Source organism: Hypericibacter adhaerens (genome assembly GCF_008728835.1).
Classification (GTDB): domain Bacteria; phylum Pseudomonadota; class Alphaproteobacteria; order Dongiales; family Dongiaceae; genus Hypericibacter; species Hypericibacter adhaerens.
In genome coordinates this window covers 4,720,103-4,746,041 of record NZ_CP042582.1, presented here as the reverse complement: position 1 = coordinate 4,746,041, position 25,939 = coordinate 4,720,103, and the positions used below count along the sequence as shown (strand labels likewise).

The 25,939-nt window shown below is 67.6% G+C and carries 22 protein-coding genes and 1 pseudogene; 15 read left to right on the top strand and 8 right to left on the bottom strand.

The genetic code is table 11. The features are described from left to right. The first annotated feature begins 420 nt into the window (after positions 1–420). From FRZ61_RS21210 to FRZ61_RS21185, 6 genes are all read left to right on the top strand, one after another. The gene (locus FRZ61_RS21210) at positions 421–1,536 is read left to right on the top strand and encodes an ABC transporter substrate-binding protein (RefSeq protein WP_191909142.1); all 1,116 of its coding nucleotides are present in this window, start codon (positions 421–423) and stop codon (positions 1,534–1,536) included. A gap of 146 nt (positions 1,537–1,682) precedes the next feature. Next, positions 1,683–2,750, top strand: a complete 1,068-nt coding sequence (locus FRZ61_RS21205; protein WP_225308933.1) for an ABC transporter ATP-binding protein — start codon at positions 1,683–1,685, stop codon at positions 2,748–2,750. A 1-nt stretch (position 2,751) separates the two neighbouring features. Continuing rightward, positions 2,752–3,621 carry an ABC transporter permease gene (locus FRZ61_RS21200; RefSeq protein ID WP_151119604.1) on the top strand — a complete coding sequence of 290 codons (870 nt, stop codon included), beginning with the start codon at positions 2,752–2,754 and terminating at the stop codon, positions 3,619–3,621. Continuing rightward, entirely contained in the window at positions 3,618–4,436 is an 819-nt protein-coding gene (locus FRZ61_RS21195; RefSeq protein ID WP_225308932.1) for an ABC transporter permease, read from the top strand. Before FRZ61_RS21200 ends, FRZ61_RS21195 begins: the two co-directional genes overlap by 4 nt. A gap of 37 nt (positions 4,437–4,473) precedes the next feature. Beyond that, positions 4,474–5,802, top strand: a complete 1,329-nt coding sequence (locus FRZ61_RS21190) for an NAD(P)/FAD-dependent oxidoreductase (RefSeq protein ID WP_151119603.1) — start codon at positions 4,474–4,476, stop codon at positions 5,800–5,802. A gap of 26 nt (positions 5,803–5,828) precedes the next feature. Then, on the top strand, positions 5,829–6,560 hold the full coding sequence (locus FRZ61_RS21185; protein WP_151119602.1) for a GntR family transcriptional regulator: 732 nt from the start codon (positions 5,829–5,831) through the stop codon (positions 6,558–6,560). Positions 6,561–6,609: 49 nt separating this feature from the next. On the opposite strand, the gene FRZ61_RS21180 is transcribed toward FRZ61_RS21185, so the two are convergent. The 4 genes from FRZ61_RS21180 to FRZ61_RS21165 all read right to left on the bottom strand — a co-directional run bounded on the left by FRZ61_RS21180 (position 6,610) and on the right by FRZ61_RS21165 (position 11,920). After that, entirely contained in the window at positions 6,610–8,841 is a 2,232-nt protein-coding gene (locus FRZ61_RS21180) for a N,N-dimethylformamidase beta subunit family domain-containing protein (RefSeq protein ID WP_191909141.1), read from the bottom strand. A 26-nt stretch (positions 8,842–8,867) separates the two neighbouring features. Further along, on the bottom strand, positions 8,868–9,173 hold the full coding sequence (locus tag FRZ61_RS21175; protein WP_151119600.1) for a hypothetical protein: 306 nt from the start codon (positions 9,171–9,173) through the stop codon (positions 8,868–8,870). A 63-nt stretch (positions 9,174–9,236) separates the two neighbouring features. Further along, positions 9,237–10,346: an ABC transporter substrate-binding protein gene (locus FRZ61_RS21170; RefSeq protein ID WP_151119599.1), complete on the bottom strand. Its 1,110-nt coding sequence runs from the start codon at positions 10,344–10,346 to the stop codon at positions 9,237–9,239. A gap of 224 nt (positions 10,347–10,570) precedes the next feature. Further along, entirely contained in the window at positions 10,571–11,920 is a 1,350-nt protein-coding gene (locus tag FRZ61_RS21165) for an aspartate aminotransferase family protein (RefSeq protein WP_151119598.1), read from the bottom strand. A 338-nt stretch (positions 11,921–12,258) separates the two neighbouring features. On the opposite strand from FRZ61_RS21165, the gene FRZ61_RS21160 reads away from it, so the two are divergent. Next, a complete protein-coding gene (locus FRZ61_RS21160; protein WP_151119597.1) occupies positions 12,259–13,215 on the top strand; it encodes an acetyl-CoA carboxylase carboxyltransferase subunit alpha in 957 nt (318 codons plus the stop codon). 210 nt (positions 13,216–13,425) lie between these two features. Here FRZ61_RS21160 and secA read toward each other — a convergent pair whose 3' ends face one another. Beyond that, positions 13,426–16,206, bottom strand: a complete 2,781-nt coding sequence (secA, locus tag FRZ61_RS21155) for a preprotein translocase subunit SecA (protein WP_151119596.1) — start codon at positions 16,204–16,206, stop codon at positions 13,426–13,428. Between the two features lie 348 nt (positions 16,207–16,554). Here secA and FRZ61_RS21150 point away from each other — a divergent pair, with 348 nt between their 5' ends. The 4 genes and pseudogenes from FRZ61_RS21150 (at position 16,555) to FRZ61_RS27005 (ending at position 20,022) form a co-directional block, all read left to right on the top strand. Then, entirely contained in the window at positions 16,555–17,520 is a 966-nt protein-coding gene (locus FRZ61_RS21150; protein WP_191909140.1) for a peptidylprolyl isomerase, read from the top strand. A gap of 317 nt (positions 17,521–17,837) precedes the next feature. After that, on the top strand, positions 17,838–19,067 hold the full coding sequence (gene argJ / locus FRZ61_RS21145) for a bifunctional glutamate N-acetyltransferase/amino-acid acetyltransferase ArgJ (protein ID WP_151119594.1): 1,230 nt from the start codon (positions 17,838–17,840) through the stop codon (positions 19,065–19,067). Further along, positions 19,048–19,455 (top strand): annotated as a pseudogene (locus tag FRZ61_RS27010) (GNAT family N-acetyltransferase); the annotation flags it as partial. The gene argJ and the pseudogene FRZ61_RS27010, both read left to right, overlap by 20 nt. Before the next feature lie 123 nt (positions 19,456–19,578). Then, positions 19,579–20,022, top strand: coding sequence for a (deoxy)nucleoside triphosphate pyrophosphohydrolase (locus tag FRZ61_RS27005; protein ID WP_456077641.1), 444 nt, complete (start codon positions 19,579–19,581; stop codon positions 20,020–20,022). Here the strand turns inward: FRZ61_RS27005 and FRZ61_RS21135 are convergent. Then, on the bottom strand, positions 20,019–20,831 hold the full coding sequence (locus FRZ61_RS21135; protein ID WP_151119592.1) for a ChbG/HpnK family deacetylase: 813 nt from the start codon (positions 20,829–20,831) through the stop codon (positions 20,019–20,021). The genes FRZ61_RS27005 and FRZ61_RS21135 overlap by 4 nt on opposite strands. Before the next feature lie 104 nt (positions 20,832–20,935). On the opposite strand from FRZ61_RS21135, the gene FRZ61_RS21130 reads away from it, so the two are divergent. Next, entirely contained in the window at positions 20,936–21,985 is a 1,050-nt protein-coding gene (locus FRZ61_RS21130; RefSeq protein WP_151119591.1) for a glycosyltransferase family 2 protein, read from the top strand. On the opposite strand, the gene FRZ61_RS21125 is transcribed toward FRZ61_RS21130, so the two are convergent. After that, positions 21,949–22,857: a methyltransferase domain-containing protein gene (locus FRZ61_RS21125; RefSeq protein WP_151119590.1), complete on the bottom strand. Its 909-nt coding sequence runs from the start codon at positions 22,855–22,857 to the stop codon at positions 21,949–21,951. The genes FRZ61_RS21130 and FRZ61_RS21125 overlap by 37 nt on opposite strands. A 236-nt stretch (positions 22,858–23,093) precedes the next feature. On the opposite strand from FRZ61_RS21125, the gene FRZ61_RS21120 reads away from it, so the two are divergent. The 3 genes from FRZ61_RS21120 to FRZ61_RS21110 all read left to right on the top strand — a co-directional run bounded on the left by FRZ61_RS21120 (position 23,094) and on the right by FRZ61_RS21110 (position 25,165). Then, positions 23,094–23,858 (top strand): ComF family protein, encoded by a 765-nt coding sequence (locus FRZ61_RS21120; protein ID WP_151119589.1) that lies wholly within the window; start codon positions 23,094–23,096, stop codon positions 23,856–23,858. A 189-nt stretch (positions 23,859–24,047) separates the two neighbouring features. Beyond that, positions 24,048–24,308 carry a glutaredoxin 3 gene (gene grxC / locus FRZ61_RS21115; protein WP_151119588.1) on the top strand — a complete coding sequence of 87 codons (261 nt, stop codon included), beginning with the start codon at positions 24,048–24,050 and terminating at the stop codon, positions 24,306–24,308. Then, positions 24,308–25,165: a carbon-nitrogen hydrolase family protein gene (locus FRZ61_RS21110; RefSeq protein ID WP_151119587.1), complete on the top strand. Its 858-nt coding sequence runs from the start codon at positions 24,308–24,310 to the stop codon at positions 25,163–25,165. The genes grxC and FRZ61_RS21110 overlap by 1 nt, the downstream gene beginning before the upstream one ends. A 91-nt stretch (positions 25,166–25,256) precedes the next feature. On the opposite strand, the gene FRZ61_RS21105 is transcribed toward FRZ61_RS21110, so the two are convergent. Further along, positions 25,257–25,892, bottom strand: coding sequence for a peroxiredoxin (locus FRZ61_RS21105; protein WP_151119586.1), 636 nt, complete (start codon positions 25,890–25,892; stop codon positions 25,257–25,259). Positions 25,893–25,939 lie beyond the last annotated feature (47 nt).

Sequence of the window (25,939 nt, the reverse complement as noted above, 5' to 3'; positions counted from 1 at the left end):
GCCTTCTCTATTCGGGTGAACCGGCGGCCAACTGTATACACCACCGTTTCAAGAAGGGTCAATCAGCCTGCGCCTTCGCCGATGGCGGCTGCTGCGCCCCTGGATCCGGAGCGCCGGGTGCCGTGCGGCATCAATCCGATTCATATTTTACTGGAAAATATCGAGAAGACAGGGCGGACTTCCTCATCCCTGGCCAGGCGATCGCCGCCGCGATCTTAAACCGGACGCCTTCGATAGCTGCATACAGCATGGGAGTTTCAGCTTGACGCTCCCGGCCCGATGGCTCAGATTGCCCTCGCCTGCCGGGCCTTCGGCACCCGAAAATGCGAGATCCGTGCGAAGGTCGGACAGGTCGCGATCCCGAAAAGGGCCGCGTAAAAATACGAACTGTATGCACCTATGCGACAAGGGAGGCGCAAAATGGATTCCAAGAACCGGCCCTCGGGACGGCGGATCGGACGACGGGATTTCCTGAAGATGGGCGCGGCGACGGCGCTCGCCATGCCGATGGTCCTGCGCTCCGGCGCGGCCGGGGCGGCGGGCGAGTTCGCCGGCAAGACGCTGCGCGTGCTGACCTGGACCGACGAGAGCGGGCAGGCCGCGGTCAACAACATCATGAAGCCGTTCGAGGCCCAGACCGGCGCCAAGATCATCGCCGACCTGACCGGCGCCACCTCGGAGATGGTCGCCAAGGTCAAGGCGTCGGCCTCGAACCCGCAATACGACCTCGTGATCCTCTCCGGCGTCGGCGCCATCGAGCTGTCGAAGCAGGGGCTCCTGGAGAAGCCGGACGCCGACAAGATCCCGAACCTGCAGAAGGTGGCGCCCGACCTCCGCTTCGGCGGCGACGGCTATGCCGTGGGCTATCTGCTGTCGACGCAGGGGCTCATGTACAGCACGGCGCGGGTCGATCCGGCGCCGACGAGCTGGAAGGCGCTGTGGGACGATCGCTATGCCAAGAAGCTCTTCCTGCCGCCGCCGCAATGGGTCGAGGCGATGGAGCTGACCCTGGTCGCCATTCATCTTTCCGGCGCCACGGTGGAGAAGCCGGATGCGGGCTTCGAGATGCTGAAGCAGCTCCAGGACCGGGTGGTGACGCTGGGCGAGAATCCGCCCCAGGTCGCGGAGCTGTTCCGGGCCGGAACGCTCGATGTCGGCGGCCCGACCTCGCCGCTCTACTATCCGGGGACGCTGGGCAATCCGGACTACGCGCTCAACATTACGCATGATCTCGCCGAGGGCTTCTATTTCGACCCGCAATTCATGATCATGCCCAAGGGGCATCCGGGCAGCAGCGACGCGGTCCATGCCCTGATGAACTATGCGCTCGATGCCAAGGTGCAGGCGAAGATGGTGGGATCGGTCGCCTACGGCACCTTGAACCAGGAGGTCGTGCTGCCTCCCGATGTCCTCAAGCGGCCCGGCATCGTCTCGCCGGAGCTGATCAAGGCCAAGGGCATCTCGATCAACCAGCCCTATCTGGCACAGGTTCGTGCGGAGTGGATCCAGCGCTACACTGAGATCTTCGGCATGTGACCGGCCCTCGGGGGCTTCGGCCTCCCGGAGGCTCCCGAGACAGCGGATGCATGTCGCAGGCCGCCGGTTCCGCCTTCCCAGATGGCGGAACCGGCGGCACCGTTTGCGGGCGTTGTGCCGCCCGCGGGGATTGTCAGGAGGTGAGCTTGATCCCAGCGCTGGAGATCCGGAATCTGGTCAAGTCCTTCGCCGACGGCAACGTGATCGCCGTCGACGATGTGTCGCTGGCGGTGGCGCCCGGCGAGATCCTCTCCATCCTCGGCCCTTCGGGCTGCGGCAAGACCACCATCATGCGGATCATGGCCGGGCTCGAGCGGGCCGATGCCGGCGATGTCCTGCTGGAGGGCCGCTCCGTTCTCGGCGTGCCGCCGCACAAGCGCAATGTGGGGCTGGTGTTCCAGGATCTCGCGATCTTTCCGCACAAGACGGTGCGCGAGAACGTCGCCTTCGGCCTGCGCATGAAAGGCGTCAAAGGCGCGGACATCGGGCGCCGGGTCGACGAGGCCCTGCGGCTGGTGGAGCTGCCGCCCGCGACCTTCGCCCGGCGCATGCCGAACGAGCTCAGCGGCGGGCAGCGCCAGCGGGTGGCGGTGGCGCGCACCATCGTCGTCGAGCCGGCGGTCATCCTGTTCGACGAGCCCATGGCGGCGCTCGACCGGCGCCTGCGCGACCGCATGGCGATCGAGCTGCGCCGGATCCAGAAGCAGCTCAACCTCGCGGCGATCTACGTGACGCATGACCAGGAGACCGCCTCGATGATGTCGGACCGGATCGCCGTCATGCTCCATGGCCGGCTGATGCAGCTCGGCACGCCGCTCGAGGTCTATCGCACGCCCGCCAACCGCTTCGTCGCCGATTTCATCGGCGATATGAGCTTCGTCGCGGCAACGGTCTCGGGCGCCGAGAACGGGCGGACGCGTCTCGATGTGTTCGGCAATCCGCTGGACCTGGCGTCGGATCTGGTTCCCGCGGCGCGGGAGGTGACGCTCGGCCTGCGGCCGGAGCATGTCCGGCTGGAGCCGGAGAAGACCGTCGACGCCATCGTCCGCGGACAGCTCAAATCGACCTACTTCTCGGGCGGCAGCTTCGTTCATCGCCTGCTTCTGTCCGATGGCACGGAGCTCGTCGCCCGGTCGGAGAAGGCGGCGTTCCAGCCCGGGCAGGAGCTCTGGGTCGCGGCGGCACCCGAGGATATCCGAGTGCTGGCAAGCTGAGATGGTGCGCGCCGCGATCAGCCGGGCAGCGGGGGAGGAGAGGCCGGCCGGGCCCAATCCCTGGCTGCTGCTCCTGCCGGCCGGAGTCTTCCTCGGGTTCCTGATCCTGGCCTCGCTGCTGATCCTGCGGCTCAGCTTCGGCGTCAAAGGTGCCGAGTGGAGCACATGGACGCTCGAGAGCTACCGCGCGATCCTCAGCTCGCTCTACCTGAAATCCATCCTGCTGACCTTCCGGCTCTCCATCGTCAGCACGGCAATCACCGTGATCCTGGCTCTGCCCGTCGCTCTCTTCATGGCCCGGGTCACCCAGGCCTATCTCCGGCGTCTGCTGCTGCTGGTGCTCCTGCTCCCGCTGCTGATGAACCTCGTGCTGCAGAGCTATGGCTGGCTGGTTCTCCTGGCGCCCGACGGGCTGCTGAACCGCGCCTTGCGCCTTCTGGGCCTGATCGATCGTCCCGTCCTCTTTCTCTTCAATGAGAGCGGGGTGACGCTGGGCCTGGTGCAGACGGCCTTTCCCCTGGCGGTGCTCCCGATCGCCAACGCCATCAGGACCATTCCGCCTTCGCTGGAAGAGGCGGCAGCCCTCCTGGGTGCCAACCGGCTGCGCGTGATCCGCCATGTGCTCCTGCCGCTGGCAGCGCAGGGCATCCTGGCCGCGTCGCTCCTGGTCTTCGCCTTCAATGTCAGCGCCTTCGTGGTGCCCTTCCTTCTCGGCGGCCGGCGCGTCTCGATGCTGGCGCTCCTCATCCGGGACCAGATGGGGCCGCTCCTGAACTGGCCCTTCGGTGCCGCCAATTCGGTCGTGCTGGTCGCCCTGGCGCTGGCGGTGCTGGCCGCCTATCAGCATCTGGCGCGGCGGAGGGTCCGGTGATCGCGCGCGGACGGATCGAGCCCCTTCTGCTGGGCGGGATCACGGGGCTCCTGCTGCTGATCATGCTGTCGCCGATCCTGACGGTCGTGGTCATGTCGCTCACCGACGGCTCGACCTTGCAGTTCCCGCCGCCGGGCTTCAGCCTGCGCTGGTACCGCTCGGCCTGGGAGCTGCTGGCCGATCCCGCCGATACCGGCCGGTTCCGCGAAGCCCTGGTCACGAGCCTCGCCATCAGCCTCACAGTCATGATCCTGGCGAGCGCCGCCGGGATTCCCGCCGCTTATGCGCTGGTCCGGCATCGTTTCCGGGGCAAGCCGCTGGTCGAGATCCTGGTGACGCTGCCGCTGGTCTTCCCCCTGGTCGTGCTCGGCATCTCCTTCCTCGTCATCGTCAGCGAGCTGGGGATCGAGCAGGGTTTCCTGCGTATCGTGGTCGCGCACGTCATCCTGGTCCTGCCCTTCGTCGTCCGGAACTGCGTGGCCTCGCTCACGGCCTTGCCGCTCTCCCATGAGGAAGCGGCGCGCGTGCTTGGCGCGAACTGGTGGCGGAGCCTGATGGAGATCGTGTTGCCGACGATGAAGCCGGGTATTGTGGCGGGCATGCTGCTCGCCTTCATCGTCTCCTTCAACGAATTCACCGTGGCTTATTTCCTTTATACGATCGACGTCTTTCCCTTGCCCGTCTGGCTCTTTTCCCGGAGCAATACGAGCCTCGATCCGACGATCTTCGCGCTCTCGAGCGGCGTGATCCTGCTGGATTTCATCCTGATCTGGATCCTGGATCGCCTGGTCGGCCGCCAGGGCGTGACGCTCTGACCGGGCGCGCTTCATCGCAATCAACAGGAGCAAGGGCATGGGGCCTTTGGTCGAACCCGTCACCTCCGCCGAGCGGCTGCCGCCGCAAGCCGACGTCGTCATCGTCGGCGGCGGTATCATCGGCACCAGCGCCGCCTTCTCCCTCGCCCAGCGCGGCGTCAATGTGGCCCTTTGCGAGAAAGGGCATATCGCCGGCGAGCAATCCAGCCGCAACTGGGGCTGGTGCCGCCGCATGGGGCGCGATCCGCGCGAGCTGCCGCTGTCGGTGGTGGCGCTCCGGCTCTGGAACGAGATGCATCAGCTCGTGGGCGAAGATGTCGGCTTCCGCCCGGCGGGCATCCTCTATACCTGTGACGACGACGCGGCGGTCGGGCGGCGCGAGACCTGGCTGAAGCTCGCGGGCGACTATGCGCTCGATACGCGCATGGTGGCGGGCGCCGAGCTCGAACGCCTGCTGCCGGGCTCGACCCGGAAATTCCGGGCGGCTCTCTACACGCCCAGCGACGGTCGGGCCGAGCCCCAGAAGGCGGCTCCCGCAATCGCCCGGGCAGCCGCACGACGCGGCGCCACGATCCTGACCCAATGCGCGGTGCGCGGGATCGAGACCGCCGCGGGCCGCGTATCCGCGGTCGTCACCGAGAAGGGGCGGATCGCCTGCGGCAGCGTCGTGATCGCCGGCGGGATCTGGTCGCGGCTTCTCTGCCAGGCGCAGGGCCTGCGCCTCCCGCAACTCGCCGTTCGCGCTTCGGTGATGCGAACCGCGCCGGTCGAGGGCGGGCCGGAGACCGCCGCCTGGACGCCTCATTTCGCTTTCCGCAAGCGCCTCGATGGCGGCTACACCGTCGCCGACGGCTCGGCCAACCGCTACGACATCGTTCCCGCCAGCTTCCGTTACCTCGCGGATTTCTTCCCCGTCCTGAAGCTCGAATGGAAGCATCTGGAGCTGCGGTTCGGCGGCCGGTTCTTCGAGGAGTGGGGGTTCTCCCGCCGCCGATCGCCCGGCGAGATCTCGGCCTTCGAGAAGGTGCGGGTGATGGATCCGGCGCCCGTCGCGCATCAGCTCGAGCATGCGCGTCGGGCGCTCGAGCAGACCTTCCCCGTCTTCAAGGGGGTCGCCATCGCCCAGCAATGGGCGGGGTTGATCGACGCCCTGCCCGATACGGTTCCAGTGATATCGCCGGTCGACAAGCTGCCGGGGCTCTTCCTCGCCACCGGCTTCTCCGGTCATGGCTTCGGCATCGGTCCTGGTGTCGGCCACCTCGTCGCCGACCTCGTGACCGGGACGAAGCCCGTCGTCGATCCGTCGCCCTTCCGCTATGCGCGGTTGATCGACGGGACTCGGCCGAACCCCTACACTGGCGTCTAACGGTGGGGAGGCCGCAGCGCAACGTCATGGCCAAGGAACGCAGCACGACGCGCCCGGCGCGGGAGAAGCCAGGCCCTGACGGCCGGCGCGCCTCCCTGGCACCCCGCGGCCTGTCCGCCAGCATCTATGAGGAGCTGCGCGAACGGATCTGCCTGCTGCGCTATCCGCCGGGCGACGTGCTGCGCGAGACTGAGCTCGCGAACGAGTTCGGCGTCAGCCGGACGCCGGTGCGTCAGGTGCTGCAACGGCTGGAGTTCGAAGGCTTCGTCGAGACCAGGAACGGTGTCGGCACCATCGTGACCGGCGTCGATTTCAAGCAGTTCAAGGATGTCTACGAGTTCCGGCTGCGGCTGTGCGAACTGATCGGCCAGTTGAGCGCGCGGCCCAGCACCGACAGCGATCTGGCGGCCATGAAGAGCCTCCATGAGCGGGCCCAGAAACTGCACGAGAACCGCGATACCGAAGAATTCTGGCGCATCAATCACGAACGGCAGGGGATCGTCGGCAGCCTCACCAACAACACCGCCCTCCGCCAGGTCTACGATCTCTTCTATTACCAGACATCGCGGGTCTGGTTCCGGCTCGCCAACGAGATGTGGGAGGATCAGGTCGACGCGCTCTGCGCCGAGCTCAGCGACATCATCCGCGCCATGCGCTCGGGCGACACGCAGGCGATCGCCTATGCCGAGCGCAACCACCTCTGCTTCTACATGGTGCTGATCGGCCGCTTCATCAGCGGCCAGAACACGCCGGAGTGAATGGAACTCCTCCCCGGCGGAACAGGGGCGGGGACCGGAAACGCCCGGATCAGAACGGCTTTGGATCGATGAACCGCTTCAGCACGTTGCCGGTGATCCGCGCGACGTTGTTCTTGAAGCCGTTATGGCTCAAGGAACCGGCCCAGGCGATCGAGCCCGTCGAGAACACGGCGCCGCCCTTGGGCGTCTCGAAGAAGACCATGTCGGCGCGCACCTTGGGATCCTCGATGCCGTCGATGCCGGGATAGGTCGAGATCAGCTCCTCGGGCGTCAGCACATAGACGTTGCTGTGCAGCTCGGAGCTGGCCAGCACCAGCGCATGGGGCGGCGTGCCCAGCTTCGGGTCGACGATGTCGAGCTCGAGCCCCGCGGCCCCGCCGCCGATCACGCCGAAATCGCCGATCTTCTCGTCCTTGCCGATGCCTTCGAAGATGAAGGCCGCGCGCGGGTCGAAGCTGCCGGGCCGGCGGCGGTACCAGGAGGATTCGTCGAAGCCCTCCGAGCCGAAGCCGATGCCGACCAGTTGCTGCGGCGGGATGCCGTTGTTGCGCCAGAGGCCGCTGAGCTCGCCGGTGAAGCTCAGATGATACTCGCCGGGCTCGGCGATCCAGGTGCGCGTGCCGTTCTCGGCGCGGCGCATCTCGATCACGCCCGGTAGCGTCGGATGCCAGGCGATGCGCCAATAGAAGCCGTTGCCGCCCGTGTAGATCAGCCGCCCGCCCTTGCCGAGATAGGCCTCGACCGCGCGCATCTGCGCCAGCGAATGGTATTCGGGATGGGTCCCGGTGACGACGCAACGGTAGTTCTCCAGGAGCGACAGCCCCTCCTGGTGCAGCATCTCGTCGGTGATCACGTCGTAGGGCTGATGGATGCCCTCGAGCCAGTCGACGATGTGGAGATCGGCGCCGAAGTTCCAGAGCGAGTGGCGCGGCCGGGTGTTGAGGATGGGCCTGAGCCGCGAGCTGTAGCAGGAGCCCGAGCCGTCGGTATGGACGTCATAGGTCGAGACGCCGAGATCGCGCCGCGCATTGACCGTGCGTTCGGTGGGCCCGAACTCGAGCAGCGCGCCATAGCAGATCTCGGCCAGCACATCGTCCCAGCCGTGATGGCTGTTGGCATAGGCCATGTAGGTGGCGTTGGCGGCGAGGAAGGCCACGGGTGCCGTCGCCTTGCCCTTGGGCGGCAGCACGAAGAAGGTGACGAAGGCGAGCTGCTCGTAGCGCTCGCCGCAGGTGAGCTTCACCGCATAGACGCCCGAGCGCATCTCCGGCGTGATCGGCACCTCGAAGTCGGTCTCCCAGCCCGCGTCGTAGAGATCGTCCTCGTGGAAATGGATGGCGCCGTAATGCTCCGGCTTGTCCGTCCAGCGCATCGCCTCGCCGGTCCAGGCGGCGCCCTTCATGGCGCGCGTGGGCAGGTTGACGGTCTCGCCATCGAGCCGGTTGGCCGAGAGATCGACCACGCGCGTGGTGGGCGTCTCCTTCGCGAAATCCCAGGCGCCGAGAATTTCCGCCGCGAGGGACGCCGGAATGCCGAGTTGGAGCGCCTCGATCTCCTCCTCGCGCAGGACACGCGCCGCCAGCCGCGGCGCTTCGATCTTGCCGTTGAAATGCCCGCCCAGCAGCGTCTTGGCGCCGCGCCGGCCCGTCTGATGCGCCGCCATGACGAAGGGCGCGTCGGCCGGCGCATGGGGCCGCACGCGCAAGATGGCTTCCACCTCGCTCGCCGAATTGTCGCGGGCCAGATGGCCCAGCGGCCGTTGGCTGAGCCTCGCCTCGCCGGTCGCCGCGTCGAAGGTCGCGGTGACGCGATACCAGGCGCGCTCGCGCAAGGGCCGGCTGGTCTTGATCGCGGCAAACCCGCCCTTGCCGTCGCCGATATCGAGGGCCAGGGCACCCGTGGCATCCAGGCCAAGCCGGAAGCCCGCGCGTGCCGGCTCGGACCAGCGCGCCAGCAGCGTCTGTGGGCTCGTGCCGGGCAGGGTCGGCCAGACCAGCGCCGTCAGGGTGAAGCTCCCGATCTGGTCCAGGAGCGGCGAGGGCGCCACCAGCACCGCCGAGCCCGCATCGAGCGGCTGCCGGCGCGCCGGGTAGTCGCCATTGGCGGGGCTCGCGACCGGCTGGTCCTTGTAGCCGGCGCCGTTCGGCAAATCGTCGCCGCAGATCATGCGGACGACCTCGGCATGGAAGCGCGGGGCGCCCGCCTCGCAGCTGACCTTGACCTGAAGCCGGTCGCCGGGCCGCACGCTGTGGCGGTCGCCATATCCCAGAATCTCGAGCATGGAAGGAGGCCTGTTCGGAAAAGAGTTCAGTCGAGGACGAGCTCGCGGCCGGTGATCTCCTGCCAGCGCAGCGTGAAGACCGTCCATTCGGCCTCCTCATAGGAGGTGAACTCGTGGCCCGGCACGGGCGTCAGCGGTGCTCGCAGGCCGGCGCCCATGCGGGCGAGGCCCCAGCGCTTGTGGCGCTCGAGCGTGACCAGCACGAGGCGGCCTTCGTTGCTGCCGGCTCGCATGCGGTTGATGACGCGTTGCAGCTCGCCGCTATGCCGGCCGAACGGCTTCTCGCGAAACTCGCGCGCCAGGTCGAGGCGCTCGGGATCGATCTCGTACATGGAATGCTCCGAAGATGAAGGGGAAGGTCCCGCGGGACTGATCCCGCGGGACCTCGGGCAGGCTCAGCCGGCCTTCACATCCTCGAAGATCTTGTTGCGCCGTTGCTCCATCTCCGGCGAGACCTCGGTCTCGAACACGCTGTGCTGAAACACCGCGGAGGGCGAGGCGAAGCCCAGGTCGGCGACGATCTTCTGATCGGAGATCTCGAACGACTTCTTGTTGCAGTGGCCATAGCCATATTGCTCGATCAGATATTTTCCGCTTTCCGGCGAAGACATGGCGTCGAGCAGGTCATAGACCTGCTCGTCGGGCACGGTGGCATTGGCCATATGAACGAGCCCGCAGGTCCAGCTCAGGATGCCTTCCTTGGGCGTCATATATTCGACGGGAATGCCCTGCTTCTTCATGGCGGCGAGACCGTCGTTCCAGGCATAGGCGATCAGGATTTCGCCCGACGCCATGGCCTGCTGATAGTCGGACGGCGCGTCCCAGTAGAAGCGCACCAGCGAGCGCTGCTTCATCAGATAGTCTTTGATCTTCCGGCCTTCTTCCTCGGAGAACTCGTAAGGATTGATCCCGAGCGCGAGCCCCGCGACCGAGACGGTCGGGGTGGCGTTGTACATCGAGATCTTGCCCTTGTAGCGCTCGTCCCAGGCGAGGTTCCAGGACATCTCCTGGGGCTCGACCTTGTCCGTGCGATAGAGGAGCGAGCCGTTGCCCCAGTCGAACGGCAGGATATAGCGCTTGCCATCCATGTTGGCGCCCGGCAGGGCCAGAAGCTCCGGCCAGATATCGTTCCAATGCTTGAGCTTCGCGGTATCCAGCTCCTTGATCATCTTCAACTTGCTCCACCGCGCGATGTCCTCGACGCAAGGATGCGCGATATCGGTGGTGAAGCCGGACTGCAATTTCTGGAACGCTTCTTCGGTGCCGCCGAAGAGCGTGAAGGTCGGCGGCGAGCCGTACTTCTTCACATAGTCCTGCATGATGTCGGGAATGTCGTAGCCGGCCCAGGTGTAGGATTTGAGATCGCTGCCGGCAGCGGCGGAAGCGGGCCGGCTGAAGCTGAAGGTGGTCGCCATGCCCAGGCCCATCGCGGCCAGGCTGCGATTGAGCTCGCGCCGCGTGAGCTTGCCTTCGGCCAGGCGGTCGAAAAAGCGGTTCTTCTCCATGGTCGTTCTCTCCCCTGATGTCGTCCTTGCGCAGGCGCATGCCGGCCACGGGGTCTCGGGACCTCGTCGGCGGCTTTTCCGGTGTCCGGGCCTGCGGGCCGGCACCGGTTGGGCCTTCTTTCGATCGGCGTCAGTTCAACAAGAAACGCCGGGACCCACAAGCCATCGGCCTGTGGAAAGATGGGGTAGCCTCCTTCACCCGTTCGGGGAGAGGCTGCCGATCCTCAACGGCCCAGCTTCTCCATCACCTCGGTCAGGCTGCGGTCGAGCAGGGTCACGATCTCGTCCAGCTCGGCGGCGCTGGCATTGTAGGGCGGGGCCAGGATGATCTGGTCGCCGCGGATGCCGTCGACATTGCCGCCGGTCGGATAGCAGATGAGGCCGTTGGCGAAGCTGCGCTCGCGGATCTTGTTGCTCACCTGGAGCGCGGGGTCGAACGGTTCCTTGGTTTCCTTGTCGGCGACCAGCTCGATGCCGAGGAAGAAGCCGCGGCCGCGGATATTGCCGACATAATTGCGCGGGCCCAGCAGCTCTTCGAGCCGCCGCTTGAGCTTGGCGCCTTCGCTCGCGACCCGCTCCACGAGACGGTCGCGCGTGACGATCTTCTGCACGGCGACGCCGGCGGCGCAGGACGCCGTATGGCCGGTGAAGGTATGGCCCGTGAGCGGCGCGCCATAGCGCTCGATGATCGGGCCGGCGATCCGCTCGTGATAGACCGCGGCGCCCAGGGGCATGTAGCCCCCGGCGAGCCCCTTGGCGACCGACATGATGTCGGGCTCGACGCCGTCATGCTCGAGCGCCCGCCAGGTGCCGCAGCGCGCCGCGCCGCACATCACCTCGTCGGCGATCATGAGAACGCCATAGCGGTCGCAGATCGCGCGGATCTTCTTCGCATAACCGGCCGGCGCCGGGATGGCGCCGCCGGCCGCCCCCACCACCGGCTCGAAGATGAAGGCGGCGACCCGGTCGGGACCGAGCCGCAGAATCTCGCGCTCCAGCTCGTCGGCGCAGAAGCTCGCCACGTCCTCGGGTTTCACGCCCTTGGGCGGGCGGTATTCGTTGACGGCCGAGAGGAAGCTCGCCTCGGTCAAGGCACCCTCGAACGGCAGCCGGCGGTCGCGGAAGCCGGAGATGGCGAGCGCACCCAGCGTGTTGCCATGCCAGGAGCGCTGGCGCGAGATGAAGCGGCGGCGCGTCATCTCGCCCTTGGCCGAATGATATTGCAGCGCCAGCTTGAGGCAGGATTCGACCGCCTCGGAGCCGCCGGAGACGAACACCATGCGGGTGAGGCCGCCGCCGCAGCGCCAGGCGACGATCTCGCTCAGTTCCTCCAGGGGATCGCTGGTGAAGGCGTAGCGATAGCCGTGGGCCACGCGGTCGAGCTGCGCCTTGATCGCGTCGTTGACCTCTTCATTGCCATGGCCGAGGCAGAACACGGCCGGCCCGCCCGAACCGTCGAGATAGCGCTTGCCGGTGGTGTCATAGAGGTAGGAGCCCTTGCCATAGGCGATCTTCGGCAACGCGCCCTCGCCGAAATGGGTGGCGGCGCTGGCGGTCTTGGCAAGCTTGGACATCGATGGGCTCCTGCGGGGCTGGGCGGCGGATGTCTTCCGGACGGGTGTTCCACAAGGTCTGGAAAGGACGGGCTAATTTGCCAGAACCCAAGGCCCTGGCAAGCTCCGCAACGGGAGGAAGACGCGGCGATTTTTGCGGTCGCCGGGCCGGCCGTCCTTATGCTAAATGCTGGCCCCGCTCGCCGGCCGGTCGTGGGGGATGATTTCTTCCACAGGGGCTGGCACAAAAGAACCGTTTGCGGCTTCTCGCGGGCCGAATCCTCAAGGGATCTCGCGGGCGGCCACTTCAGGGGAACTCCCGCCGGCTTCGCGGGGCGCCCGATCCTCGCAAAGGACCGATGCCCACCTTCCTGGATTTCGAAAAGCCGATCGCCGAGCTCGAAGGCAAGATCGAAGAGCTCCGCCATCTGGAGAACAAGGGCGACATCAACATCGCCGAGGAGGTCGCGCGCCTGCAGGGCAAGGTCGAGAAGCTGCTGCGCCAGACCTACGGCAAGCTGACCCCCTGGCAGAAGACGCTGGTGGCGCGCCACCCCGAGCGGCCGCATTTCCTCGACTATGTGGCGGCCCTGTTCCAGGAATTCACGCCGCTGGCGGGCGACCGCAGCTTCGCCGACGACCGCGCGATCCAGGGCGGGCTCGCGCGCTTCCGCGGCCGGCCGGTGATGGTGCTGGGCCACGAGAAGGGCGCCGACACGGCGAGCCGCGTGAAGCATAATTTCGGCATGGCGCGCCCCGAGGGCTACCGCAAGGCACAGCGCCTCATGGACCTGGCCGACCGCTTCGGCCTGCCGGTGATCGCGCTGGTGGATACGCCCGGCGCCTATCCGGGCGTGGATGCCGAGGCGCGCGGGCAGGCCGAGGCCATCGCGCGCTCGATCGAGACCTGCCTCAAGATCCGGGTGCCGCTGGTGGCCGTCGTGATCGGCGAGGGCGGCTCGGGCGGCGCCATCGCGCTCGCCGCCGGCAACCGGGTGCTGATGCTGGAGCATGCGGTCTATTCGGTGATCTCGCCCGAAGGCTGTGCCTCGATCCTCTGGCGCTCGGCCGAGCAGGCGAAGGAAGCGGCCGAGGCGCTGAAGCTCACCTCGGAGGACCTGCTCAAGCTCGGCGTGATCGACGAGATCGTGTCGGAGCCGCTCGGCGGTGCGCATCGCGCCCGCGAGGAAGCGGTGACTGCGCTGGGGGCCGCGCTGGAGAAGTCGCTGATCGAGCTCGAAGGCCTCTCGGGCGACGACCTCCGCCGCACAAGGCGCGAGAAGTTCCTCGCCATGGGCGAGAAGGGGCTGGGGTAAGACCTCGCGGAGCGGTAGCCCCGGCACAGTCCTTAGGTCATCTCGGCCTTCACCAGCGGGACGCAGAGAGCGCGCCGCACCCTCACGTCACCCCCGCGAAAGCGGGGGTCCAACGTTACGTTCGGCGCGCTGGGTTGGGGTGGATCCCCGCTTTCGCGGGGATGACCAAGGGTGTGCAGGGCTCAGGCGGAAAAAGGTTCGCGCCGCCCCTCAGCCCACCTTCCCGTGACACTGCTTGAACTTCTTGCCGGAGCCGCAGGGGCAGGGGGCGTTGCGGGGGACCTTGCCGAATTGCGATTCGGGCATGCGCGGCTTGGTCGCGACCGCGGCGGCGGCGGCACCACCGGCCGGGCGCGCCGCGGGGCCGTTGGGCCGCGCCATCGCCATCACCGGGCTGCCCGACGGGGCGGCGGGTGCCGGGTCCGCATCGGCGCCGACGAGGGCGGGATCCTGGCGCGTCTCCTGCATCGGCACGGGGCGCGGCGGCGGCGCCATGTCGGCGGGGTTCACGGTGCGGATCTCGACATGGGTCAGCACGCTGGTCACGGTCTCGCGCAGCCGCCCCAGCAGCGCCTCGAACAGCTCGAAGGCCTCGCGGCGATATTCGTTCAAGGGATCGCGCTGGCTGTAGGCGCGCAAGCCGATGCCATGGCGCAGATGATCCAGCGCCAGCAGATGCTCCTTCCAGAGATGATCGAGTATCTGCAGCAGCAGGGAACGCTCCGCAAACCGCATCCGCTCGGGCCCGAACCGCTCCTCGCGTTCCGCGACCTGCTTGTCGGAAGCCTCGGTCAGGCGCTCCAGCACCTGTTCGGCGTCGATGCCCTCTTCCTTGGCCCAGGCCTCGACCGGCAGGTCGAGCGCCAGCACGCGCAGGATCTCCTCGTGGAGCTGGCGCATTTCCCACTGCTCGGGATAGGAGCCCTTGGGAATGGCGTGGTCGACCAGCGACTGGATGGTCTCGTGGCGCATGTCGGCAATGGTCTGGGCCAGCTCCGGGGCCTCGACCTTCATGAGCTCCCGGCGCTGCTCGTAGATCACCTTGCGCTGGTCGTTCATGACGTTGTCGTACTTCAGCAGATTCTTGCGAATCTCGAAGTTGCGGGCCTCGACCTTCTGCTGCGCCTTCTCCAGGGCCTTGTTGACCCAGCTATGGACGATGGCCTCGCCTTCCTTGAGCCCCAGCTTCTGCAGCATCGAATCCATGCGCTCGGATCCGAAGATGCGCATCAGGTCGTCCTCGAGCGAGAGATAGAAGCGCGAGGCGCCCGGATCGCCCTGGCGGCCGGAACGGCCGCGCAGCTGGTTGTCGATGCGCCGGCTCTCATGCCGCTCGGTGCCGAGCACGTAGAGCCCGCCCGCCTCGAGCGCCACCTTCTTGGCGGCGGCGACCTCGGCCTTGATCTGCTCGATCTTGGCCTGGCGCTGGGTCTCCTCCATGCCCTCGGTCTCTTGGCGGACGCGCATCTCGACATTGCCGCCGAGCTGGATGTCGGTGCCGCGACCGGCCATGTTGGTCGCAATCGTCACCGCACCCGGCACGCCGGCTTCGGCGATGATATAGGCCTCCTGCTCGTGATAGCGCGCATTCAGCACCTGGTGGGGGATGTGGCGCTGCTTGAGGAGCGAGGAGAGGAGCTCGGACTTCTCGATGCTGGCCGTGCCCACCAGCACCGGTTGCTTGCGCGTCCGCGCATCGATGATGGAATCGATGATGGCGGTGTATTTCTCTTTCGCCGTGCGGAAGACCTGGTCGTCGTCGTCCTTGCGGATGGTCGGCAGGTTGGTCGGGATCTCGATGACGTCGAGATTGTAGATGTCCGAGAATTCCGGCGCCTCGGTCATGGCCGTGCCGGTCATGCCGGCGAGCTTGGGGTAGAGGCGGAAATAGTTCTGGAAGGTGATCGAGGCCAGCGTCTGGTTCTCGTTCTGGATCTGCACGCGCTCCTTGGCCTCGAGCGCCTGGTGCAGCCCCTCGGAGTAGCGCCGGCCTTCCATCATGCGGCCGGTGAACTCGTCGATGATGATGACCTTGTTGTCCTTGACGATGTAGTCGCGGTCGCGCTGGAACAGCTTGTAGGCCTTGAGCGCCTGCTGGCTGTGATGAACCAGGGCCACGTTCTGGATGTCGTACATCGATTCGCTGCGCAGGAGCCCGACCTCCTTGAGGAGCTGCTCCATATGCTCGACGCCGGGCTCGGTCAGCGTGACCTGCCGGGCCTTCTCGTCGAGCTCGTAGTCGGCCGCGACCAGATGCGGGATCAGCGCGTCGATCTTGATATAGAGCTCGGACGAATCTTCGGTGGGACCCGAGATGATCAGCGGCGTGCGGGCCTCGTCGATCAGGATGCTGTCCACCTCGTCGACGATCGCATAGTTGAAGTCGCGCTGGACCATCTGCTTGGGGTCGTACTTGTTCAGGTTGTCGCGCAGATAGTCGAAGCCCAGCTCGTTGTTGGTGCCGTAGGTGACGTCCGCCGCATATTGCTGCTGGCGGTCGGGATCGGAGAGCCCATGGACGATGCAGCCGACGGTCAGGCCGAGGAAGCGGTAGATCTGGCCCATCCATTCGGCGTCGCGCCGGGCGAGGTAGTCGTTGACCGTGACGACATGGACGCCCTTGCCGGAAAGCGCGTTCAGATAGACCGGCAGGGTCGCGACCAGGGTCTTGCCTTCGCCGGTCCTCATCTCGGCGATCATGCCGCGATGGAGCACGATGCCGCCCATGAGCTGGACGTCGAAATGGCGCTGACCCAGCACGCGCCAGGCCGCCTCGCGCACCGTGGCGAAGGCGTCGGGCAGGATGTCGTCGAGGCTCTCGCCCTTCTCGAGCCGCTCCTTGAGCCAGCCCGTGCGCGCCTTCAAGCCCTCGTCATCGAGCGCCTTGAGCTGGGGCTCCAGGGCATTGATCTCCTGGACCGTCTTGGAGAGCGTCTTGATGAAACGGTCGTTGGCGGAGCCGAACAGCCGCTTGGCAAGGGCGGAAAGCATTCAGACCTCGAAGAGCGCGGGATTGCCCCGTCCGGGGAGCAGGGCCCTGGGGAAAGGGCAAAAAAACACGGCAAACCAACCGGGCAGCCCCTTCCGGACCCCCGGGGCGCCAAGAGACATAGGACCCCGCCTCCGGCCTGTCAACGCAAGCGCCCATTCCCGCGTCCCTTGGACCCAGGCGGTGCTGGTTTCGGCGGAATCTCGCCCTTTTGTAACGGAATCGGCCGCTTTGCGCCGGTCCCGGCGGCCTTGTGCCGGGGCCGGCACTGTGCATGATGGGCGCCGCCCCGGCAGCCCGCGCCTTCCATGACGGCTGCTGACATCCCAGGAACCTTTCCAGAGCCCTCGATGAACAAGCTGCTCATGGCCGGCGTCGCGGCCATCCTCGCCTTCGCCACGCATCCGCTGCTGGCCGACGACGCTGCCACCACGCCCGCAGCCCCGGCCGCCGACACCCAGGCCCCGGCCGACGCCCAAGCGACCGCGCCCGACCCGGTCGTGGCCACGGTCAATGGCGCGGATATCCACCGTTCCGACGTGATCGCCTCGGCCCGCAGCCTGCCGGAGCAGTATCAGCAGCAGATCGACCTGATCTTCCCCGCACTGGTCGAGCGGCTGGTGGGGCTGGAGCTCCTGGCCCAGGCCGGCCGCGCGCAGAACCTCGCCACCGACCCCGAAGTCCAGAAGATGATGAAGGCCTACGAGAACGAGGCCATTCGTCACGTCTATATGACGAATCTGATTCATGACGGCGTCACGGACGAAGAGGTCCAGAAGCGCTATGACGCCTATGTGGCGGCGAACCCGCCCAAGACCGAGATCCATGCCCGCCATATCCTCCTGAAGACCAAGGAGGAGGCCGAGGCGGTCATCGCCGAGCTCGACAAGGGCGCCGATTTCGCCGAGCTAGCCAAGACCAAGTCGACCGATCCGGCCGCCTCCAATGGCGGCGACCTGGGCTATTTCCTGCCGGAGGAGATGGTGAAGCCCTTCGCCGACGCGGCGATGGCGCTGGAGAAGGGCCAATACACCAAGACCCCGGTCCAGACCGAGTTCGGCTGGCACGTGATCCTGCTCGAGGACAAGCGCGACCGGAAGCCGCCGACGCTGGACGAGATGAAGTCGGAGCTGCAGAGCCAGATCGCCGAGGAGATCGTCGGCAAGAAGGTCGATGAGCTGCGCGCCACGGCGAAGATCGAGGAGTTCAATCCCGACGGCACGCCGAAGACCGACACGCCGGCTCCGGCCGACGGCGGCGCGGCCCCGGCGACGGACGGGACCCAGGCGCCCGCGACCGACGCGCCGGCGCAGTAAAGAGCGGCAGCGGGAGCGAGCGGGGGCGTATCCCCGCTCGTCACCCCCGCGAAAGCGGGGGTCCATCCCGATCCAGCGCGTCGCGCATAGAAATGGACCCCCGCTTTCGCGGGGGTGACGGTGAGGGGCAGACGCGCGGGCCTGGGAACGCGTCGGTCATTGCGGAAGCAGCGCAACAAGTCTGCCCACCGCCTGCCAAAGTTTGCTATCACCTGATCCCCGCTCCGGCCGGTCGCCGGGGCGGGGATTTTCACACCGGGGTTCCTTGAGGTGCCGGGATCGGGCCTTGGGGGCCCGCCGAAGGACCCGAGGGACCCATGCCGGAACGCTCGCCGCTCGCGCCTGCCCAGACCCCGACCCTTCCGCCGATCGCCGGCGTCAGGCTGGCGGCCGCTGCCTGCGAGATCCGATATAAGGGCCGCCGCGACGCGACCCTGCTCGAATTCGCCCCGGGCTCGACTGTGGCCGGCGTCTTCACCCGCTCGCTGGCGCCGAGCGCCCCCGTCGATCTCTGCCGCAAGCATCTCAAAGGCAAGACGGCACGCGCGATCCTGGTCAATTCCGGCAATGCCAACGCCTTCACCGGCAAGCTCGGCAAGGCCGCCTGCGATGCCTCGGCCAAGGCGGTCGCCGCGACGTTCGGCTGCAAGCTGGGCGAGGTGTTCCTGGCCTCGACCGGCGTGATCGGCGAGCCGTTGCCGGCCGAGAAGCTGGTGGCGGGGCTGCCGGGCCTGCATCGCGATCTGGCCGAGGATCATTGGGCCGACGCGGCGGCGGCGATCATGACCACCGACACCTTCCCGAAGCTCGCGACGCGCCAGGCGAAGATCGGCGGCGTGACGGTCACGATCAACGGCATCGCCAAGGGCTCCGGCATGATCGCGCCGGACATGGCGACCATGCTGGCCTTCGTCGCGACCGACGCGAAGATCCCCGCGCCCGCTCTGCAGAAGCTCTTGAGCGACGGCAATGCGCGCTCCTTCAATTGCGTCACCGTGGACGGCGACACCTCGACCAGCGACACGCTGCTGCTGGTCGCGACCGGCCAGGCGAAGCACAAGCCGGTCCGCACCGCGGCCGATCCCGCGCTCAAAGCTTTCCGCGCGGCGCTCGACGACCTGCTGATCGACCTCGCGGTTCAGGTGGCGCGCGACGGCGAGGGCGCGACGCGGCTGATGACCATCGACGTGACCGGCGCCGTCTCCGACAAATCCGCCCACCGCGTGGCCCTCGCCATCGGCAACTCGCCGCTGGTGAAGACGGCGGTCGCGGGCGCCGACGCCAATTGGGGCCGCATCGTCATGGCGGTCGGCAAGGCGGGCGAGCGGGCGGAGCGCGACAAGCTCAAGATCGCGATCGGCGGCGTCACGGTCGCGGCCAAGGGCCAGCGTGTCGTCGGCTATGACGAGGCGCCGGTCGCGGCCCATATGAAAGGCCGCGAAGTGTCGATCGCGGTCGATCTGGGCCTCGGCCGGGGCAAGGCCCGGGTCTGGAGCTGCGACCTGACCCACGGCTATATCGCGATCAATGGCGACTATCGGAGCTGAGCCCGACAGCGGCTGCGCCGCGCCGCGCCTCGAGACGCAGCACCTGATCCTGCGCGAGGTCACGCTCGCCGACGCGCCCTGGATCGAGCGCCATGTGAGCGACTGGGAGGTGGCGCGCCACACCGCGCGCATCCCGCATCCCTATCCCGAGGGCGGCGCCGTCGATTTCATCTGCGGCCTCGATGCCAAGGATGGACCGACCTTCGCCATCCTGCGGCGGGAGGATGGCGAGCCCCTCGGCGTGATGCGGCTCGAGGCCATGGCCCCCGGCGAGGCCGAGGTCGGTTTCTGGATCGGCAAGCCGTTCTGGGGGCGGGGCTATGGCAGCGAGGCGCTGCGCGCCGTGGCCGAACACGGATTCCTGAAGCTCGGTCTCGCCTCGATCGTGGCCTTCGCCGTGCCGGAGAACCGCGCCTCGATCCGCGTGCAGGAGAAAGCCGGCATGGTCTTCACCGGCATGGCGGAGAACGATGCGCCGGCGCGCGGCGGCCGGCACAAGGTCGAGCGCCGCGTGCTGGACCGGGCGGCCTGGGAGAAGAACCGCGCCGAGACGGCACCGCCCATTCTCCTCGTCGTCGCGGTGGCGCTGGTCGACGTCGATGGCCGCGTGCTGCTGGCGCAGCGCCCGCCGGGCAAATCGATGGCGGGCTTGTGGGAGTTCCCCGGCGGCAAGCTGCATCCGGGCGAGAGCCCGGAGCAGGCGCTGGTGCGCGAGCTCAAGGAGGAGCTCGGCATCGACACGGGCGAGAGCTGCCTCGCGCCGATCGCCTTCGCCTCGCATCGCTACGAGAAGTTCCACCTGCTGATGCCGCTCTATGTCTGCCGCGTCTGGAAGGGCACGCCGCAGCCCCATGAGGGGCAGACGCTGGCCTGGGTCCGGCCGCAGAAGCTCGCCGAGTACCCGATGCCGCCGGCCGACCTGCCGCTGATCCCGGTGCTGCAGGATCTGCTCTAGGCCACGTGCATGGCCGCCCAGGCGGCACGGTCGGCAGGATAATCCGGTCCCGACAGATAGGCGAATTCATCGGCGCGTGCGCTCGTCACGGGATCGCGCGCCATGAGCGTCGCGTCGGGCTCGCCCGGATGGCACATGATCAAGCTGCCTTGTGTCGCCACGGCCAGCCAGCGCCGGAAGAGCGCGCGGTAGGGCTCGGTCTCGTGGAAGCTGCGCACGCCGAGGAAGCCGCGATTGAGGGCGCGGTCGCCGGCCGCATCCGCGAGCGGTTTTCCCATCCGGTCCAGCAGACGGCTCTTCACGCGCGCCGGCAGGATGGCACCGGCGGCCCCGGGCGGCAGCCGGATCATGCGCAGCGTCACGCCGCGGCGACGGGCAAGATCGAGGACGGCATCGCGCACGATCGGCAGCGCCTGCACATGCTGGTGGCCATCGATGAAATCGGGCTTGCGCCCCAGCGCATTCACCAGCCGGTCGAACTGCCGTTCCAGCTCCGCGGCGATCTCCTCGCGGTCGAGCCGGCGCGCATAGGCGAGCGTCATCAGGCGGCGCAGCGGCGGCAGCCGGCCACCGGATGAAGTTTTCTTCATCGGTCCCAGGGGCGGGTGATCGGTCAGCGTGAAATGCAGCCCGATCCGGCAGGGTCCTGGGATCGCCGCGAGTGCAGCGACCTCCGCTTCCAGATCGTCGAACAAGGTCATGACGCTGGTCGCTTCGAGGCGCCGGTCGGCGACGAGGCCGCGGATGGCGCGATCGACGCCGGGCGCCAGACCGTAATCGTCGGCGCAGACTTGCAAGCCCTCCATCATCGGCAGCGCTTGGTGACGGTCATTTCATGACGCCGGGCGTCTTGCGACCCGAGCCTCGCATTATAATGTTCCGATCCATCGCGAGAACTCGCGAACAGAGCTCCATGAGCAGCAGCACAACCGTCCCCGTCAATCTGGCCGTCGTCGTGCCCTTCTTCAACGAGGGGCTGGGCGCGGCCGCCTTCCTCGACCGGCTGCGCCGGGCCTTGGAGGCGATCGAGCGGAGCGGCCCGGGCAAGATCGACTGGCGCGTCATCTGCGTCAATGACGGCAGCCGCGACGACACGCTGAAGGCGCTGCTGCAGGCGCGTCGCGTCGAGCCGCGCATCGCGGTGATCGACCTCTCGCGCAATTTCGGCAAGGAATATGCGCTCACCGCCGGGCTCGATCATGCCGATGCGGATGTGGTGATCGCGATGGATGGCGACGGCCAGCACCCGCCCGAGATGATGGGCGCGATGCTCGAGGCCTGGCGCCAGGGCAACGACGTCGTCTACATGGTGCGCGAGGCGCGCGACGTGCGCGGCCTGCATCGGCTGCTGCGCAACCTCTTCTATGGACTCTTCGCGCTCGCGTCGCGCACCAAGCTGCCGCCCGAGGCCGGCGATTTCCGCCTGATGGATCGTCATGTGGTGGCCGCGATCCGGCAGATGCCGGAGCGCACGCGCTTCCTCAAGGGCATCTACAGTTGGGTCGGGTTCCGCCAGACCGGCCTGAAATACCGCGAGGACGCGCGCATGGAGGGCCGGAGCCGCTGGTGCCTCTCGCGCCTCCTGTCTTTCGCCATGGACGGGCTCAGCGCCTTCTCGACCCTGCCCTTGCGGATCTGGAGCTGGATCGGCGCCGCGGTCGCGGGGCTGAGCCTGCTTTATGGCGCCTGGCGCGTGATCCGCGCGATCTTCTGGGGCATCGACGTGCCGGGCTTCGAGACGATCGTGGTCTCGATCACCTTCCTCGGCGGCATGCAGCTTCTGTCGCTGGGCGTGCTCGGCAGCTATATCGGCCGCATCTTCGAGGAGGTGAAGGCACGGCCGCTCTATATCGTGCGCCGCTCCTACGGCCTCTCCGAGCCCGCCAACGAGACCGGCCGCGGCGGCGACCGCGAGGATGCGCTCGGTCAGTCCTCGCCACTGCTCTTCAAGGGGCGTTCCTGAGTTCCGAGTGCGTCGGCGATGCGCGACGTCGCGCTGCCGGGCCTCAATGCCTTCTGCTGTGATTCATGCGGCGCCCAGCCGGCGAGGAAGAGGATGCGGAAGCTCGCCGGGATTCTTCCGTCCTCACCGGCATGGCGCTCGGCATAGATCTCGGCCGCGCGGGCAAGGCTGCGGCGCGTCAGCGTCCCGCCCGAAACCAGCACCGACGTTTCGCCCATGCCGCGCAGGTCCGCCAGCAGGCGGAACGGATCGGCATAGGTCACGCGGATGAATTCGTGATCCGCGACCGGCAGCGCAAAGCCTGCCCGCTGCAGCAGGCCCGCCGCGTCGCGCAGCTCGGGCAGCGGCGCCACATGGGGCCGCGCCCCACCCTCGGTCTCTGATTCGGCCTCCGCCAGCGCGTCGCGCAGCTCGACCAGGGTTCCGGCACCGAACAGTGCGGCGAGGAAGAGCCCGTCGGGCTTCAGGCTGTGGCGGATCTGCAGGAGCGAGCCGGGCAGGTCGTTGACCCAATGAAGCGCAAGGTTGCTCGTCACCAGATCGAACCGCTCGGGCGCAAAGGGCAGCGCCTCCTCGTCGGCGACCAGGACCGGCGCATCCGCGCGCATGGCCCGCCGGACCATCGCCGGCGAGAGGTCGCATTGCACCAGCCGGTCGATCTTGCCGGTGGCGCGCAGCGCGTCGCCGAGCTCGCCGCCATGACAGCCGAGATCGAGCGCCCGCTCGAACCGGCGCGAGAAATCCGCCAGCCGCTCCGCCAGCCGCCCCGCCACGTCCTGGAACAGGAAATCGTGCGCCGCGAGATCCGCCGCCGCGCGGTCGCGATGCCGGCGCAGGCGGCGACGGTCGAAAGGGGCGAGGGTGGGGTCCATGATGCGGGGACTATGGCGCGGATGTGCGGGGGCGGGAAGGTTTGCATTACTTGTCCCCTCCCCCATCTTTGGGGGAGGGCAGGGAGGGGGATGACTCGGTCGAGGAAGCCGGGGGCGCATGAATCTCGATTTGTATCTTCTATCGCGTCATCCCCCTCCCTAACCCTCCCCCTGAACGGGGGAGGGGACAGAGGGTGCAATTGACACCCGCGCGCTCCCATCCGAAGCTTCCCGCCATGGTAGAAGCCGCTCCCTGGACCACACGCGCCGCGGCGCTGGGGCGTTTTGCGCTCGATGCCTTGCTGCCGCCACGCTGTCTCGTCTGCGGCGCCACGGTGGGCACGGCGGGCGCGCTTTGCGCCGACTGCTGGTCGCGCATGACGGTGCTGGGGCCGCCCTGCTGCGCCGCTTGCGGATTTCCGTTCGAGTACGGTCAGGACACGGAGGGCGACGGGACGCTCTGCGGCGCCTGCCTGCGCGAGCGGCCGGTCTATGACCGCGCCCGCGCCGCCTTGCGCTATGACGATGCGAGCCGCGGGCTCATCATCGCCTTCAAGCACGCCGACCGCACCGACGCCGCGCCGGCTCTCGGCCGCTGGCTGGCCCAGGCCGGCGCCGAGCTGCTGCGGGATGCCGATCTCGTGGCGCCGGTCCCGCTCCACCGGTGGCGCCTGTTTCGCCGCCGCTACAACCAGGCGGCTCTGCTCGCGACCCATGCGGCACGCGCCGGCGGGAAGCGGCTCTGCGTCGATCTGCTGATCCGCAAGCGCGCGACGCCGTCGCAAGGCCGCCTGGGTGCCACCCAGCGCCGCGAGAATGTGGCCGGCGCCTTTGCCGTGGCGGCGCGCCACCGGGACGCCGTTCGAGGCCGCCGCGTGCTGCTGGTCGACGATGTGCTCACCACCGGGGCCACGGCCGGGGCCTGCGCCCGGGCCCTTCTGGCCGGCGGGGCGCAAGCGGTCGACCTCCTGACCCTGGCGCGGGTGGTCAGGCCGGTATGAGCCGGCGCCATAGCGGCCATGCCAAGCGGAACTTATTCTAAGACCTAGGAAATCTCGCGTGCGCCGGGATCGGGGCCGGGGCCTTGATGACAAATTAGGGTGGCCATGCCACCTTCATAACCGAGGCTTTGGGGCTGTGGAATCGCCCTTGAACGCGGTATCGGTTCCCACCCCCGTGACGAGGAGATCATGCGCAAGGTCGAGATCTATACCTCCCAGTTCTGCGGCTACTGCCATCGTGCCAAGAAGCTGCTGGCGGATCGCGGCATCGCCTTCACCGAGATCGATGTTGGCGCCGACCACATCAGGCGCGAGGAAATGGTGAAGCGTTCCCATGGTCGCCGCACGGTGCCGCAGATCTTCATCGGCGAGGACCATGTCGGCGGCTGCGACGATCTCTACGCGCTCGACCGGAAGGGCGGGCTGATGCCGCTGGTGAGCGCCGCCTGATGACGGCGGGCTTCAAGGTCGGGCTGGTGCAGATGACGGCGGCGCGCGACGCCGAGCCGAACATCCGCATGGCGAGCGACCTGGTGCGGCAGGCGAAGGCGCAAGGCGCCGATTTCATCCTCACGCCGGAGAACACCGGCATGATGGAGCCGAACAAGCCGGCGCTGCTGGAGAAGGCGAGACCCGAGGCGGAGCATCCGCTGCTGCCGGCCTTCGCCGATCTCGCCCGCGAGACCGGCGCCTGGCTGCTCCTGGGCTCGATCGCGATCAAGCTCGACGCCACGAGCTGCGCCAACCGTTCCTTCCTGTTCGATCCGAAGGGTCAGGTCGTGGCGCGCTACGACAAGATCCACATGTTCGACGTCGACCTCAAGGCCGGCGAGAGCTATCGCGAATCCAAGACCTTCAGGCCCGGCCGCGAGGCGGTCGTGGCCGATCTGCCCTGGGGCCGGCTGGGCCTGACCATCTGCTACGATCTGCGCTTCGCCTATCTTTATCGTGCGCTGGCGAAGGGCGGTGCGCGCTTCATCACCGTGCCGGCCGCCTTCACGCGGCCCACCGGCGAGGCGCATTGGCACGTGCTGCTGCGCGCCCGCGCGATCGAGACCGGCGCCTTCGTCTTCGCGCCCGCCCAATGCGGCGAGCATGCCGAAGGCCGCAAGACCTTCGGTCATTCGCTCATCGTCTCGCCCTGGGGCGAGGTGCTGGCCGATGGCGGCACCGAGCCCGGGGTGATCACCGCGGTGATCGACCCCGCGAAGGTGGACGAGGCGCGCGGCATGATCCCGGCGCTCCGCCACGACCGCGAATTCAGCGGACCTGGTCCGGTCGCCCCCTTGCGCGCGGCCGGCGAGTAGCTCGCGCCTTTGTCGAAAGGGAAACGGCGGCGCCCGTCAGGGCAGCCGCCGTTTTTCATGCCTGGATCCGGGCGCTCGCGCCCGGATTGCCTCAGCGGTTGGGCTGTGGCGTGACGCGCAGATAGGGCTTGAGGGCCTTCCAGCCCTTGGGGAACAGCTTCTTCGCATCCTCGTCGGAGAGCGAGGGGACGATGATGCAGTCCTGGCCCTGCTGCCAGTTCACCGGCGTGGCCACCTTGTGGTTGGCGGTGAGCTGGAGGGAATCGATCACGCGCAGGATCTCGTCGAAATTGCGCCCGGTGCTGGCCGGATAGGTGATGCTGAGCTTCACCTTCTTGTCGGGTCCGATGATGAAGACCGAGCGGACGGTCAGCGTGTCGTTGGCATTCGGGTGGATCATCCCGTAGAGGTTCGACACCTTGCGATCGGCGTCGCCGATCAGCGGGAAATTGAGCGCGGCGCCCTGCGTGTCCTGGATGTCCTGCGCCCATTTGCGGTGGTCGGTGACGGGATCGACGCTGAGGCCGATCACCTTCACATTGCGCTTCTCGAACTCCGGCTTCAGCTTCGCCACGGCGCCCAGTTCGGTGGTGCAGACCGGGGTGAAGTCCTTGGGGTGCGAGAACAGCACAGCCCATTTGTCGCCGATCCAGTCATGGAACTTGATCGTGCCTTCGGTCGATTCCTGGGTGAAATCCGGCGCGACGTCGCCGAGTTGAATGGCCATGTCTTGAGTCTCCTCTGTTTTTCTTTCGAGGCCTCGGGCCTGCGTTC

What these genes read in the sequence shown, in the direction of transcription:
- FRZ61_RS21150 (WP_191909140.1), top strand. Translation starts at nt 16,555, where the DNA reads ATGAACAAGCTGCTCATGGCCGGCGTCGCGGCCATCCTCGCCTTCGCC.
- FRZ61_RS21120 (WP_151119589.1), top strand. Translation starts at nt 23,094, where the DNA reads ATGGTAGAAGCCGCTCCCTGGACCACACGCGCCGCGGCGCTGGGGCGT.
- FRZ61_RS21135 (WP_151119592.1), bottom strand. Translation starts at nt 20,831, where the DNA reads ATGATGGAGGGCTTGCAAGTCTGCGCCGACGATTACGGTCTGGCGCCC.
- FRZ61_RS21200 (WP_151119604.1), top strand. Translation starts at nt 2,752, where the DNA reads ATGGTGCGCGCCGCGATCAGCCGGGCAGCGGGGGAGGAGAGGCCGGCC.
- FRZ61_RS21110 (WP_151119587.1), top strand. Translation starts at nt 24,308, where the DNA reads ATGACGGCGGGCTTCAAGGTCGGGCTGGTGCAGATGACGGCGGCGCGC.
- FRZ61_RS21130 (WP_151119591.1), top strand. Translation starts at nt 20,936, where the DNA reads ATGAGCAGCAGCACAACCGTCCCCGTCAATCTGGCCGTCGTCGTGCCC.
- argJ (WP_151119594.1), top strand. Translation starts at nt 17,838, where the DNA reads ATGCCGGAACGCTCGCCGCTCGCGCCTGCCCAGACCCCGACCCTTCCG.
- secA (WP_151119596.1), bottom strand. Translation starts at nt 16,206, where the DNA reads ATGCTTTCCGCCCTTGCCAAGCGGCTGTTCGGCTCCGCCAACGACCGT.
- FRZ61_RS21105 (WP_151119586.1), bottom strand. Translation starts at nt 25,892, where the DNA reads ATGGCCATTCAACTCGGCGACGTCGCGCCGGATTTCACCCAGGAATCG.
- FRZ61_RS21170 (WP_151119599.1), bottom strand. Translation starts at nt 10,346, where the DNA reads ATGGAGAAGAACCGCTTTTTCGACCGCCTGGCCGAAGGCAAGCTCACG.
- grxC (WP_151119588.1), top strand. Translation starts at nt 24,048, where the DNA reads ATGCGCAAGGTCGAGATCTATACCTCCCAGTTCTGCGGCTACTGCCAT.
- FRZ61_RS21125 (WP_151119590.1), bottom strand. Translation starts at nt 22,857, where the DNA reads ATGGACCCCACCCTCGCCCCTTTCGACCGTCGCCGCCTGCGCCGGCAT.
- FRZ61_RS21165 (WP_151119598.1), bottom strand. Translation starts at nt 11,920, where the DNA reads ATGTCCAAGCTTGCCAAGACCGCCAGCGCCGCCACCCATTTCGGCGAG.
- FRZ61_RS21185 (WP_151119602.1), top strand. Translation starts at nt 5,829, where the DNA reads ATGGCCAAGGAACGCAGCACGACGCGCCCGGCGCGGGAGAAGCCAGGC.
- FRZ61_RS21190 (WP_151119603.1), top strand. Translation starts at nt 4,474, where the DNA reads ATGGGGCCTTTGGTCGAACCCGTCACCTCCGCCGAGCGGCTGCCGCCG.
- FRZ61_RS21175 (WP_151119600.1), bottom strand. Translation starts at nt 9,173, where the DNA reads ATGTACGAGATCGATCCCGAGCGCCTCGACCTGGCGCGCGAGTTTCGC.
- FRZ61_RS21180 (WP_191909141.1), bottom strand. Translation starts at nt 8,841, where the DNA reads ATGCTCGAGATTCTGGGATATGGCGACCGCCACAGCGTGCGGCCCGGC.
- FRZ61_RS21210 (WP_191909142.1), top strand. Translation starts at nt 421, where the DNA reads ATGGATTCCAAGAACCGGCCCTCGGGACGGCGGATCGGACGACGGGAT.
- FRZ61_RS21160 (WP_151119597.1), top strand. Translation starts at nt 12,259, where the DNA reads ATGCCCACCTTCCTGGATTTCGAAAAGCCGATCGCCGAGCTCGAAGGC.